14 protein-coding genes are annotated in these 13,403 nt (G+C 28.3%); 7 read left to right on the top strand and 7 right to left on the bottom strand.

What is annotated here, in order from left to right; all coding sequences use genetic code 11:
* Nucleotides 1–13: 13 nt before the first annotated feature.
* The 4 genes from gldG to KI686_RS08320 form a co-directional block, all read right to left on the bottom strand.
* The gene (gldG, locus tag KI686_RS08335; protein WP_237588821.1) at nt 14–1,654 is read right to left on the bottom strand and encodes a gliding motility-associated ABC transporter substrate-binding protein GldG; all 1,641 of its coding nucleotides are present in this window, start codon (nt 1,652–1,654) and stop codon (nt 14–16) included.
* Nucleotides 1,647–2,363 carry a gliding motility-associated ABC transporter permease subunit GldF gene (gene gldF, locus KI686_RS08330; protein WP_237588820.1) on the bottom strand — a complete coding sequence of 239 codons (717 nt, stop codon included), beginning with the start codon at nt 2,361–2,363 and terminating at the stop codon, nt 1,647–1,649. Before gldF ends, gldG begins: the two co-directional genes overlap by 8 nt.
* Nucleotides 2,364–2,400: 37 nt before the next feature.
* Nucleotides 2,401–2,928, bottom strand: coding sequence for a GNAT family N-acetyltransferase (locus KI686_RS08325; protein WP_237588819.1), 528 nt, complete (start codon nt 2,926–2,928; stop codon nt 2,401–2,403).
* A 124-nt stretch (nt 2,929–3,052) separates the two neighbouring features.
* A complete protein-coding gene (locus KI686_RS08320) occupies nt 3,053–3,913 on the bottom strand; it encodes an SAM hydrolase/SAM-dependent halogenase family protein (protein ID WP_237588818.1) in 861 nt (286 codons plus the stop codon).
* Between the two features lie 129 nt (nt 3,914–4,042).
* Here KI686_RS08320 and KI686_RS08315 point away from each other — a divergent pair, with 129 nt between their 5' ends.
* From KI686_RS08315 to KI686_RS08290, 6 genes are all read left to right on the top strand, one after another.
* The gene (locus KI686_RS08315) at nt 4,043–4,996 is read left to right on the top strand and encodes a PhoH family protein (protein WP_237588817.1); all 954 of its coding nucleotides are present in this window, start codon (nt 4,043–4,045) and stop codon (nt 4,994–4,996) included.
* Nucleotides 4,997–5,000: 4 nt separating this feature from the next.
* Nucleotides 5,001–5,621 carry a hypothetical protein gene (locus KI686_RS08310; RefSeq protein WP_237588816.1) on the top strand — a complete coding sequence of 207 codons (621 nt, stop codon included), beginning with the start codon at nt 5,001–5,003 and terminating at the stop codon, nt 5,619–5,621.
* A gap of 43 nt (nt 5,622–5,664) precedes the next feature.
* A complete protein-coding gene (locus tag KI686_RS08305) occupies nt 5,665–6,612 on the top strand; it encodes a phosphoribosylaminoimidazolesuccinocarboxamide synthase (RefSeq protein ID WP_237588815.1) in 948 nt (315 codons plus the stop codon).
* A gap of 97 nt (nt 6,613–6,709) precedes the next feature.
* Entirely contained in the window at nt 6,710–7,897 is a 1,188-nt protein-coding gene (gene fabV, locus KI686_RS08300; protein ID WP_237588814.1) for an enoyl-ACP reductase FabV, read from the top strand.
* A gap of 89 nt (nt 7,898–7,986) precedes the next feature.
* On the top strand, nt 7,987–8,466 hold the full coding sequence (locus tag KI686_RS08295) for a hypothetical protein (protein WP_237588813.1): 480 nt from the start codon (nt 7,987–7,989) through the stop codon (nt 8,464–8,466).
* Nucleotides 8,459–8,830: a glyoxalase gene (locus tag KI686_RS08290; RefSeq protein WP_237588812.1), complete on the top strand. Its 372-nt coding sequence runs from the start codon at nt 8,459–8,461 to the stop codon at nt 8,828–8,830. The genes KI686_RS08295 and KI686_RS08290 overlap by 8 nt, the downstream gene beginning before the upstream one ends.
* Nucleotides 8,831–8,882: 52 nt before the next feature.
* Here KI686_RS08290 and KI686_RS08285 read toward each other — a convergent pair whose 3' ends face one another.
* From KI686_RS08285 to KI686_RS08275, 3 genes are all read right to left on the bottom strand, one after another.
* A complete protein-coding gene (locus tag KI686_RS08285; RefSeq protein ID WP_237588811.1) occupies nt 8,883–9,680 on the bottom strand; it encodes a TerC family protein in 798 nt (265 codons plus the stop codon).
* A 64-nt stretch (nt 9,681–9,744) separates the two neighbouring features.
* Nucleotides 9,745–10,515, bottom strand: coding sequence for a sulfite exporter TauE/SafE family protein (locus KI686_RS08280; protein WP_237588810.1), 771 nt, complete (start codon nt 10,513–10,515; stop codon nt 9,745–9,747).
* Nucleotides 10,516–10,556: 41 nt separating this feature from the next.
* Entirely contained in the window at nt 10,557–11,093 is a 537-nt protein-coding gene (locus KI686_RS08275) for a DUF4377 domain-containing protein (RefSeq protein ID WP_237588809.1), read from the bottom strand.
* Between the two features lie 238 nt (nt 11,094–11,331).
* Here KI686_RS08275 and acs point away from each other — a divergent pair, with 238 nt between their 5' ends.
* A complete protein-coding gene (gene acs, locus KI686_RS08270; RefSeq protein ID WP_237588808.1) occupies nt 11,332–13,239 on the top strand; it encodes an acetate--CoA ligase in 1,908 nt (635 codons plus the stop codon).
* The last annotated feature ends 164 nt before the right edge of the window (nt 13,240–13,403 follow it).

Raw genomic sequence — 13,403 nt, 5'->3', positions numbered from 1 at the left:
TAAAAAAAGAAGATTAACTATACTTTCTTTTTCTTAAAAAGTTAAATACAAAACCAAAAATTAATAATAAAATTAAGGGTAAAACCACATTTAAAAATTGCCAAAAAGTACGCTCTTTAAAAGCTTTTTGTTTGTCTAAATTTTTAATTTGTAATGTTTTGTTTCTTAATTGTATCAAACCAATATCATCTAAAAGATAATCTACAGAGTTTATTAGAAAATCTTTATTTCCAAACTCTTGGTTTGTCCATTTATCTCTTGATAAATCGGTAGGTTTTCCTTTTAAAATTTGATTTTTACCAATATCACCATCAGAAATTACAATCATTTTATTATTAGTTGCATTTTCTCTAAAAAGAGGTGTGTTAAAAGGTTTTATTCGGCTCTTATAAGCCGATTTAAAATCTCCTTCTAATAAAACAGCAAATAATTGATTTCCGCCTCTGTAATCATTTTCTACAACTTCATCAGCAATAGATTGTAGTTCTATAAAACTTGGTGTTCCTACTTTTTGAGTTAAAGGAGAACTTAATAATAAAGGTGTTTTTTTAATGTTATTTTTTAAAGTATCTATTTGATTTGCAAACTGTAAACGAACAGGAATAAGGTTTTTTGTAATTGCATGATTAGGGTTACTACCAACTAAAGGATGAAAAAACCACTCTAAATTTTGAAACTGTGTTTGGTTGCCCACTTTACCTGTTGCTAACGGAATTTGAGCAGCATATAAATCTTTTATCAAACTTGTATTAATACGAATACCATAAGAAAAAAGTAAATCTGTTAAATTTAAATCTCTTGGGTAAGCCAATAACTTTCCGTTGTTAAATAAGCTGTCTTGGTCTGCTTGTACATTATCTAACATCCACAAAGTTTTGCCGCCATTGGCAATGTATTGATCTAATGTAAACTTTTCTTCTGCTGTAAATTTTTCTGTAGGTTTGGCTATAATTGCTAAATCTAAAGAGGTTAAATCTTTTAAAGTTTGTTGTGGGTTTTTGGCTACAGAATCTAACGTAAATTTTGCTAATTTATATTTTTTAGCAATTTCACTTAAAAAACTATATTGATAAATGTCTTGTAACTCTCCATTACCAGTAATAACAGCAACACTTTTTTGTTTAGGTTGTGTAATAGAATTTATAGCGTTTGTAAAACTATATTCTAAATTTTCTATAGCTTTTTGTAACTGTTCTTCTTGTGATGCAACAATTGCACTTGGTAATAAAGAAACAATTGTAGATTTTTTTTGATAAGAAATTTCTGCCCACGGAAAAATAATTGCTTCAGATAGTTTGCCTTCTTCTTCTACAGTTAATTGGCTAGGCATCATGCCTCGTTTAACCAAATCTTCTCTTTGTGTATCTGGATTTACAAATTGTACTTTTATGTTACTATTTTCTGCGGATAATTCTTCTAAATATTGACGAGTTTCTACTTGTAATCTTTTAAATTCTGATGGAAAATCTCCTTCTAAATAAATAGAAATAAAAAGATTTTTATCAACTTTATTAAGAATATTTTCTGTTGTTTTAGAAAGTGTGTAACGCTTGTCTGCAGTTAAATCTAAACGCTTATAAAAGTATTGGTTAACAATGTTTAAGGCAATTAAAGCTATTGTTAAAAACACGATATTTTTTATGTTTTTACTCATTATCTAAACGTGTTTTAGTGATGAATAAAAAGAAAACAGTTACACTTAAAAAATAAATAATATCTCTAGTGTCTATTACACCTCTAGAAATACTTTTAAAATGTTGATTGATACCTATTTTTTGTAAAGTTATATTATTTTCTAAAGAGTTAGATATAGCATCAAAACCATAAAATAAAAAGAAAGTAATAAAAACACCTAAAATAAATGCAACTATTTGATTCTTAGAAAGTGTAGATGTAAATAAACCGATAGATGTATAAGTTGCGGCTAAAAAAAGTAAACCAATATAAGAACCTATTATACTACCAAAATCAATGTTTCCGATTGGGTTTGCTAATTTGTAGATTGTAAAAATATAAGTTATTGTTGGCAGTAAAGAAACTAGAACCAACAATAAAGAAGCACTAAATTTACCTAAAATAATTTGCCAATTAGAAATTGGTTTTGTTTTTAAAAGCTCTATAGTTCCGTTGTTAAATTCATCAGCAAAACTTTTCATTGTAATAGCAGGTATTAAAAATAGAAATATCCACGGAGTTAAATAAAAAAACGCATTTAGATCTGCAAAACCAGCGTTTAAAATATTAAAATCGTCTTTAAATACCCATAAAAATAAGCCGTTAATTAACAAGAAAATAGCTATAACTAAATAGGCTATTGTACTTGCAAAAAACGAGTTAAATTCTTTTTTTAAAATTGCTATCAAATGATTTTTTTTAGAGTTATAATGTTAAAAATGTAACTTATTTGCTTAACTTATAGATTCTATTATCTTTAAAATTTTCGTCTTCTCTTTCTGTTTGTAAAACAAAGTCTTGGTTATCTAATAACGTAATAGAAGCAATATTATTTTTGTGGGTAAAAGCTTCTATTGTTTTTAAATTTAATTTGCTAAACCCATATTCTATAACTTCTTTTATAGCTTCTGTCATATAGCCTCTTTCTTGATAATCTGGATGAATTTCGTAACCAATTTCTGCATAATTATCTTCAGTTTCAAAATTTCTTAAACCAATTGTACCCAATAATTCTTCACTATTATTAGATTGTATTGCCCAAAGTATTCCTTTATTATTTGCTGTTAATTCTGTAATAGAATCAATAAAACCTCTTGTTTGAGCAAGGTTTTTAGGAGTTTCTCTTTGTATAAACTCGTTAACTTCTTTATTGGCTCTTAAACCAAAAATTGCTTTAGCATCATCTAAACTTAATGCTCTTAATGTTAACCTTTCTGTTTCTAAAACAGGAAAGGTAGAAAAATCGAAACTCATTTTTTTATATTAATTATCTGTTTTTTTCTGAATAAAATTATTTTTTCATCCTCTAAAATAAGAGGCTTTTAGCGTAAACATTTTTAAAGAAATTGGAGTTTCTATAATTCTTACAAACATACTTTTAAGTTAAAATTGTAAAATCTGGTTTAGGCTCGTTAATAAAATCTATAATAATATCATCTCTATATTTTAAACCTAGTAGTGTAGATGCACCACCTACAGTTTCTAAATTACTTCTATAAATTGCAATTTCTAAATATTGAGCAGAGTTAAAAATGGCTAATTTTTCTCCGTCAAATCTATTGTTGTCGTGGTTGTTTTTTCCTGTAATTTCGTTATATTTTGTAAAAATTTTATTAAAAGAATAGCGTTTTGCGCTTATTTTAAACTCGCGCCCTTTACCAATTTCTTGAAACATTTTTTTACTAATATTACTAATTACATTGCCATAATTGTCTATATAAACAACGCCTCCAATAATTTGATCTTTAGCTTGGTTTACCTTTGGCTGAATTTCTACCATCTTTTTAAAAGTAGTAACCTCTTTACCAATAACCGTTAAATTACCACCTCTAGCAATAAAACAGGCAACTTGCACAAAAACATCTAAAACAGGAAAACTACTTTCTACTCTATCATGAATATTAATTTCTACAATTTTTGTAGGTTTAATTTCAGAGGTAATCATAGAAATAATGCCATTATCTGGGCAAATAAAAAAATGATTGTCTAACTCTAAAGCAATATGCTTGTTGTTTTCACTCAGTTCAGAATCTACACCAATAATATGTATGGTTTTTTCTGGAAAACTTTTATAAGAATTTTTTAAAATATAGGCAGTTTCTGTAATGTTAAAAGGAGAAATCTCATGTGTAATATCAATTATTTTAGCATCAGAAAGCTCAGAATAAATAGCACCTTTTACAGCTCCTACAAAGTGGTCCTTGGTTCCAAAATCAGTAGTTAATGTTATAAAAGACATTAATTTTTATTATTGTTAATTAATTGTGTAAAAGTTGTTAACTATTTTCCGCAAATCTAATCATTTTGGTAATTTTAATTGCTATTTTTAGTTGAAATAAAATTGTAATAATTAATAAAAAATAATCATTTGAACGAACGCATTATAGAGCTTACAGAAATTAGTCCTAAAGATTTTTTTGGAACGCATAACAGTACTATAGAGCAATTAAAAAGATATTTTCCGAAAATTAAAATTGTTGCTCGTGGATCTAAACTAAAAATTTATGGAGAACCAGAAATTTTAAATGAATTTGAAATACGTTTTGATCGATTAATAAAATATTATGACCGATATAATAAACTTGATGAAAACAGTATTGAAAGAATTTTAACATCAAATGGTAACGAAGAAAAAACAATTTCTTCTCAAAAAGAAAAAGACATTTTAGTGCATGGTGTTAGTGGTAAATTAATAAAAGCACAAACAGAAAACCAAAGAAAAATGGTTTCTTTAATGTCTAAAAACGATATGTTATTTGCTGTAGGACCTGCCGGAACAGGTAAAACTTATACTGCGGTGGCATTGGCTGTAAAAGCACTAAAAGAAAAAGAAGTTAGAAGAATTATTTTAACCAGACCAGCTGTAGAATCTGGAGAAAATTTAGGTTTTTTACCAGGAGATTTAAAAGAAAAATTAGATCCTTACATGCAACCTTTATATGATGCTTTACGAGATATGATACCGCACGAAAGATTAGAGTCTAATATAGAAAAAGGTGTTATACAAATTGCTCCGTTAGCTTTTATGAGAGGTAGAACTTTAGACAATGCTTTTGTAATTTTAGATGAAGCACAAAATACAACGCATAGTCAAATGAAAATGTTTTTAACCAGAATGGGTAAAAATGCTAAGTTTATTATTACAGGAGATCCTGGTCAAATAGACTTGCCAAGAAAACAAGTTTCTGGATTAAAAGAATCTTTATTAGCCTTAAAAGATATAGAAGGTATTGCACAAGTATATTTAGATGATAAAGATGTGGTAAGACACAGGTTAGTTAAGAAAATTATATCTGCATATAAAAGTATAGAAACAGAATAGTAGAATGATAAAAATTGATAAAGAAAAACTAGGCTTACAAGATTATTTTTACATTGGTTATTTGTATTTAATTATCTTAGGTATTGTAAGTGATGCTATTTATTATGGTATTTTTGGGGTTTCTTATCTAAATTATACTACAATATTAGATGCTTTAATTTCTCCTATTAGTTTACTAACAAACAACTGGTTTATTTCTTTGTTTTTATCATTTATGTTTTGGTTAATGTACATGTATTTTAATAATTGGATGTTTAAGTTTTACAGATATTTAAGAGTAAAAAAATGGTATAAAAAAGTATACAATCTAGAAAAGATGGATAAAAAATATGCCCAACTAGAAAAAAAGAATAATATTATACCGGGTATGATGTTTGTTTTTTTTCTACTTTTTATTTCTATGAGAACTGGTATGGCACTTGGTACAAAAAGTAAATATGCAAAAAAAGAAATTATACCTAATTATACTTTAGTTTTTAAAGATAATACAAGATTAGATGTTAGAAAAGTAGGACAAAATTCGGCTTATTTTTTCTATTTTATACCAGGAGAAAAAGTAATTACTGCAACACCAATTTCCGATAATTTAAAGCAAATAAAAGTTTTAAAAAATAAAAAGAAATAAAATTAGAAAAGTTATTTTTGCAGCCACAACAACATAACATATAATGAATACAATTAACGAAACGAATTTTCAGTTTCCTAAGCAGAAGTCTGTTTATAAAGGTAAAGTAAGAGAAGTTTATAATATAAATGATGAACTTTTAGTAATGGTTGCCACAGATAGATTGTCTGCTTTCGACGTTATTTTACCACGTCAAATACCTTTTAAAGGACAAATTTTAAATCAGATTGCAACAAAAATGATGAACGATACAGCAGATATTGTTCCTAATTGGTTAATTGCAAATCCAGATGAAAACGTTGCTGTTGGTCATTTATGCGAGCCTTTTAAAGTAGAAATGGTAATTAGAGGTTATGTTTCTGGTCATGCTGCACGTGAGTACAAATTAGGTAAAAGAGTTTTATGTGGTGTAGAAATGGCAGAAGGATTGAAAGAAAATGATAAATTTCCGACACCTATTATAACTCCATCAACAAAAGCAGATAATGGAGAGCACGACGAAGATATTTCTAGAGAAGACATTCTTGCAAAAGGAATTGTATCTGAAGAAGATTACATTGTTTTAGAAAATTATACTAGAGCTTTGTTTGAAAGAGGAACAGAAATAGCTGCAAAAAGAGGGTTGATTTTAGTAGATACTAAATACGAATTTGGTAAAACTAAAGACGGAAAAATTGTTTTAATTGATGAAATTCATACACCAGATTCTTCTCGTTATTTTTATGCAGAAGGTTATCAAGAAAGACAAGAAAAAGGAGAAACACAAAAACAATTATCTAAAGAGTTTGTACGTCAGTGGTTAATAGAAAACGGTTTTCAAGGAAAAGACGGGCAACAAATACCAGAAATGAATGATGAAAAAATCATCGAAATTTCTAACAGATACATAGAATTATACGAGCAAATTACTGGAGAAACTTTTGTAAAAGCAACTACAGATAATGTATTAAATAGAATAGAAAAGAATGTAAATTCTTTTTTAGAAAATTAAAACCACGAATAGATTTGTCATTTTGAAAGAAGAGATTTTTCCTATTGTCGAAATGATATTTTAATTCAATAATATTAGATTAACTAAACAAAAAACAATGATAATAGAACCAAGAACAAGAGGATTTATTTGTTTAACATCTCACCCAGTTGGTTGTGAGCAAAATGTAATCAATCAAATAGAGTATATAAAGTCTAAAGGAAAAATAGACGGAGCTAAAAAAGTATTAGTAATCGGAGCTTCTACAGGATTTGGATTAGCATCTAGAATTTCTAGCGCATTTGGTTCAGATGCTGCAACAATAGGTGTTTTCTTTGATAAGCCAGGTACAGAAGGTAGACCAGGTTCTCCAGGTTTTTATAACACAGCAGCTTTTGAAAAACAAGCAGCAGCAGCAGGTTTATACGCAAAAAGTATAAACGGAGATGCCTTTTCTAATGAAGTAAAAGAGCAAGTTGTAAACTTAATTAAAGAAGATTTAGGTCAAGTAGATTTAGTAATATACAGTTTAGCATCACCAGTAAGAACACATCCTGTAACAGGAAAAAGATATAAATCGGTTTTAAAACCAATTGGTGCAGATTTTTCTAACAAAACAGTAGATTTTCATACAGGTAAAGTATCAGAAGTTTCTATAAAACCTGCAGAAGGAGAAGATGTAGAAAATACAATTACTGTAATGGGAGGTGAAGACTGGAAAATGTGGATGGATGCTTTAAAAGAAGCAGATGTTTTAGCAGAAGGAGCAACTACAGTTGCATATTCTTACATTGGCCCAGAAGTTACAAAACCAGTTTATAGAAACGGAACAATTGGTGCTGCAAAAGACCATTTAGAAGCAACAGCTTTTACTATTACAGACGATTTAAAATCGATAGGAGGTAAAGCATATGTTTCTGTAAATAAAGCATTAGTTACTCAAGCAAGTTCTGCAATTCCTGTAATTCCGTTATACATTTCTTTATTGTACAAAACAATGAAAGAAAAAGGAATTCATGAAGGTTGTATAGAACAAATTCAACGTTTGTATAGCGAGCGTTTGTTTGGTGGCGATTTAGCTTTAGATGAAAAAGGAAGAATTAGGGTAGACGATTGGGAAATGAGAGAAGATGTACAAGCAGAAGTTTCTAAATTATGGGAAACTGCAACTACAGAAAACTTATCTGAAATTGGAGACTTAGAAGGTTATAGCAACGATTTTTACAACCTTTTTGGTTTTAAAGTAGATGGTGTAGATTATACAGCAGATGTTAATGAAGTTGTAAGTGTACCAAGTATTAAATAAAGTTTACTTTCGTTTAAACGAAAAAAATAATACAAACCTCACAGATTTTTATTTGTGAGGTTTTTTTATCTTGTAAAAAATTAAAGTTGATGAAAGCAGTTACTGTAAAACAATTAAAAGACGAACTCTCACATAAATCTGCCAATGAGTTAAAAGAATTGTGTTTGCATTTATCAAAATTTAAAAAAGAGAATAAAGAACTGTTAACATATTTGTTGTTTGAGTCTCATGATGAAGACCAATACATACAAAGTGTTAAAGACCAAATGGATGTGCATTTTTCAGAAATTAACACCAAAAGTTTTTTTTATATTAGAAAGAGTATGCGTAAGATTTTAACGCTAACTAAAAAATACATCAGATATTCTAAAAAGAAAGAAACAGAGGCAGAATTGCTACTTTATTATTGTAAGAAATTAAAAGAATTTAGGCCTTCGATAAAAAGAAGTACACGTTTACAAAATGTTTTTGATAGTCAAGTAAAAATGATAAGAAAAGCAATTCATAAGTTGCATGAAGATTTACAATATGATTACCAATTAGAATTAGACAATTTATTAGATGATTAAAAAAGAAAGACCCATTTTAGAAGATTTAGTACAAGAAGGAACCTCTGAAATGGAAAAGTTTCAAAACGAAGTTTTAAGACCTATCATAAAAATGCAGCATAATTTATTAATTAGCGCATTTAAACAATATCTTAGAAAAAGAAAAGTAGATTTTACTGATTTACCTGATAAGAAAAAAAGAAGTAAAATTTCGTCGGTATTTAAAACAGATAACAATTATAAAAATATCAATTTAGGTTTTATAATTGGTCATTTTTCTTCGGAAGAATTTATTTTTTATGCAGACAATTCATCAGAAATTAATAGAAGGATTCTGCAAATTGTATCACAAAGAATTAAAGATAGTGTTTTAGAAATAGCATAAAAAAAAGTCGTTGTAAATATTTACAACGACCTTTTAATTTTTATTTATAGATTTATTTTTTTGCTTTCGCTAATAAGTTCTTTTGGTATTTACCTTGTACTACATCTACAATAATTAAAATTGCCAATACAAAATAGAAAGTTGTTTTGCTCATTGGTACAATTGCCTCTCCAAAAAGTTCTAAATGCGCTAGATGGCCACCTTCTGTAACTAACATAATACCAACTATAAAAAGGATAAACAGCCCTAAAACTTCGTACATTCTGTTTTTAGATAAGAATACAGAAATTTTATCTGCCATAATTAACATTAATAAACCACTAATAACAATAGCAATAGCCATAACAATAAAAGCAGTTGTAGCATTTTCTATTTCGCTAGTTAAGCCAATTGCTGCTAAAATAGAATCGAAAGAAAAAACTAAATTCATAATTACAATACTTGTAATTACGGCATTTGCAGATTTAGATTTTTTTTCTGTAGCCATTTCATCAACCTCTAAACCTTTGGTAGAAATCATGTGCCAAATTTCTTTAATAGCAGTATAAATAATAAATCCACCACCTAAAAGCACTATAATACTATGTCCGTTAAAGGCAAAATGAATAATATCATCTATTCCACCAGATAAAAAAGAAAAAGGTTCTTGAAAGAAATCTATAATAGAAACCAAAACAAAAAGCAATACAATTCTTAAAACAATTGCAATTAAAATACCGGTTTTTCTAACGCGTTTTTGGTCTGCTTCTGGTGCTTTTTTAGATTCTAAAGAAATATAAAGTAGGTTGTCAAATCCTAAAACTGCTTGTAAAAGCACTAACATTAATAGTGTAAAAATAATTCCTAACATTTTATTTTTTTGATTTTGTTAAATTTAGAAATCAAATATATTTAAAAACAAGAACAAATGTTTTTTAAAACAGAAGATATTTAAATAAAATTCTAAAACTAACAAAGGCAATCAAAATAGCGGTTGCCTTTTTTAATTGAATAGGCGTAAAATAATTGTTACTCATTCTACTACCAATTTGTCCGCCAATAAAAACGGTTACAAGTAATATAGAAGTCAAGTTCCAATCAATTATAAAATCTGGATTAGAGTATTGGCCCAATAAACCAGCAATAGAATTTACAAAAATAAAAACACTAGCAGTAGCAGCAATTTTTTTTGGTGTATCCCAATTTGTTAAATGTAAAAGAGGTGCTAAAAAAATACCACCACCAATACCAACCATTCCAGAAATAAAACCAATAAATCCGCCAAAACTTGCATTTTTAAAAGAATTTGATGTTGATATTTTTTTATCTGAAGCAATTATTTTTTTAGAAATCCACATAGTAATTGCAGCAAAAAGAAGCGTAAAACCTAAAAGAATAAAAAAGAAATGTTGATTAATTTTTAATTTTCCGCCTAAAAAAGCAAGCGGAATACTTAATAAAACCAGTGGTGTTACTTTTTTCCAGTCAATTTTTTGTTGTTGATGAAATAATAAAACATTGCTAGAAACTACAACAATATTACATAAAAGAGCCGTTGCTCTTATCTGTGTAAAAACAATACTAGTTAAAGCTAAAATAGCCAAATAACTAGAACCGCCTCCAAAACCAACTGATGAATATAAAATAGCAACAGAAAAAAATAGTAAAATAATATGCCAATAATCTAATAGTAAATCTATTACCAAATTTGTAGTTTTAGACTGTAAATTTAATATAAAGGTATTTTTTACTCAAGTTTTATCAATGCTATTTTATCACTGTCAACTCTTTTAAAAGTACCAATTAATTCTTCTTTGTTTTGTAATTGTATGTCAAGTTCATCGCATAAAACATTACAATCAACATCAATTTTATTTAAAATTTGATAACCAGAAGTTTGGGTAATAAAACTTTCGTTACCTATTTTTAAAATGAGATCAAAAGTAGTTTCATCATCTACTTTTTCAGTAGATATTATTTCTTTTAAAGTATATTTTAAAGAACTGCCATCAGCAGGAGGATTACTAATTTTTTCAACGCTTACTTCTATGTCATAAATAAATCCTGATTCATATTCAAACCCATCAATAGAACTATAAAGATTACTCCATTCATTAGAGCCAACATTATCTTCTTTTTGCACTAAATAAGTTAGAAACAAACCTTCGGCAATTGCTGTATTTTGATAATGATTAATTCTCATATTTATAATTTGAGATTGAACATCATCATCATTAGAACATGCCATTATAATTACAAAAAATAATAAGATTAGCTTTTTCATATTGTTTTATCATTTGCAATAAATTTAAATATAAATTTTGATTAAAAAGTAACTCAATTAATTATATAATTGAGAAATATTATTACTTTTTAATTTAGTTTTAGAATGTTAAAATGATAAAAAATAAATATGTTTTTTGGTTTTTATGTTAAAAAAACATTTAAAAAATGCATTATCCTTTTTATAAAGAAATATAATTTCTATTTTTAGAAGAATAATTACAATTAACTAAGTTACTATGAGCAATTATCACATTAAACATTTAGAAGAATATTTTAAAGTTTACAGAAAATCTGTAAGAGAACCAGAAAACTTTTGGGAAGAAATAGCAGAAGAACATTTTGTTTGGAGAAAGAAATGGGATAAAGTTTTAGATTGGGATTTTTCTAAACCAGCAGTAAAATGGTTCGAAGGAGCAAAATTGAACATCACAGAAAATTGTATAGACAGGCATTTAACAACAAAAGGAGATAAAACAGCCATTTTATTTGAACCCAATGATCCTAATGAAAAAGCAGAACATATTAGTTACAATCAATTACACGAGAGAGTAAACAAATTTGCAAATGTTTTAAAAGAACAAGGCGTAAAAAAAGGAGATAGAGTTTGTATTTATGTTCCAATGATTCCAGAATTGGCAATAGCAACGTTAGCTTGTGCAAGAATTGGCGCAATACATTCGGTTGTTTTTGCAGGTTTTTCATCTAAAGCATTAGCTACAAGAATTAATGATTCTGATTGTAAATTGGTAATTACTTCAGACGGATCTTATAGAGGTAAAAAAACAATTGATTTAAAAGGCATTGTAGATGAAGCTTTAGAAAATTGCGATTGTGTAGAAAGTGTTTTGGTTGTTAAAAGGATCAATTCAGATATCTATCTGAAAGAAGGTAGAGATAAATGGTTACAACCTTTGTTAGATAATGCTTCGGCAGTATGTAAAGCAGAAATAATGGATGCAGAAGATCCGTTATTTATACTCTATACTTCTGGTTCTACAGGTACGCCAAAAGGAATGGTGCATACAACTGCAGGTTATATGGTGTACACAGCATATACATTTAAAAATGCTTTTCAGTACAGAGATGATGATGTTTATTGGTGTACAGCAGATATTGGTTGGATTACTGGGCATTCTTATATTGTTTATGGGCCATTAGCAAACGGCGCAACAACGGTAATGTTTGAAGGCGTACCAAGTTATCCTAGTTTTGGGCGTTTTTGGGAAATTGTAGAAAAACACAAAGTAAATCAGTTTTATACAGCACCAACAGCTATTAGAGCTTTGTCTAAACATGGTGGAGAATTGGTAGAAAAATATGATTTATCATCTTTAAAAGTTTTAGGTTCGGTTGGAGAGCCAATTAATGAAGAAGCATGGCATTGGTATAATGATAACATAGGAAAAAAGAAAAGCCCTATTGTAGATACTTGGTGGCAAACAGAAACGGGCGGAATGATGATTACACCAATACCATATGTAACACCAACAAAACCAACTTATGCAACTTTGCCTTTTATTGGTGTTCAACCTGCTTTAATGGATGAAAACGGAAATGAGTTAAAAGGAAATCAAGTAGAAGGGCGTTTGTGTATAAAATATCCTTGGCCAAGTATGGCAAGAACAATTTGGGGAAATCATCAACGATATAAAGAAACCTATTTTTCTGCTTTTGATAATATGTATTTTACAGGTGATGGAGCTTTAAGAGATGAAGTTGGTTATTACAGAATTACAGGTAGAGTAGATGATGTAATTATCGTTTCTGGTCATAATTTAGGAACCGCACCAATAGAAGATGCAATTAACGAACATCCTGCAATTGCAGAATCTGCTATTGTTGGTTTCCCTCATGATATAAAAGGAAGTGCTTTGTATGGTTATATAACATTAAAAGATGCTGGCGAGTATAGAAATCATGATAATCTTAAAAAAGAAATCAACCAATTAATTACAGATAGAATTGGGCCAATTGCAAAACTAGATAAAATTCAGTTTTCAGACGGATTGCCAAAAACTCGTTCAGGTAAAATTATGAGACGTATTTTACGTAAAATTGCGAGTAATGAGTTAGATAATTTAGGAGATACAAGTACTTTGTTAAATCCAGAAGTTGTACAAAGTATTATTGATAAAAGATTGTAGAATTTGGGCGTGTTTTTGTTAAAAAAAACAAAAACTGCGCTATCCACTATATCTTTTTGCAGAAAAAGCAAAAAGGATGCCGTTTCTATCGCTCACGCAAGCTTATTTATAAACGGTTAGTCTTTAGAAAATATTTTAGACTCCATAGATGTTAAAATCTGTGG

It is taken from the genome of Polaribacter sargassicola (assembly GCF_021991835.1).
Classification (GTDB): Bacteria; Bacteroidota; Bacteroidia; order Flavobacteriales; family Flavobacteriaceae; genus Polaribacter; species Polaribacter sargassicola.
Note: the sequence above shows the minus strand (reverse complement) of the source record. Positions and strands in the feature narration are given on the sequence as shown.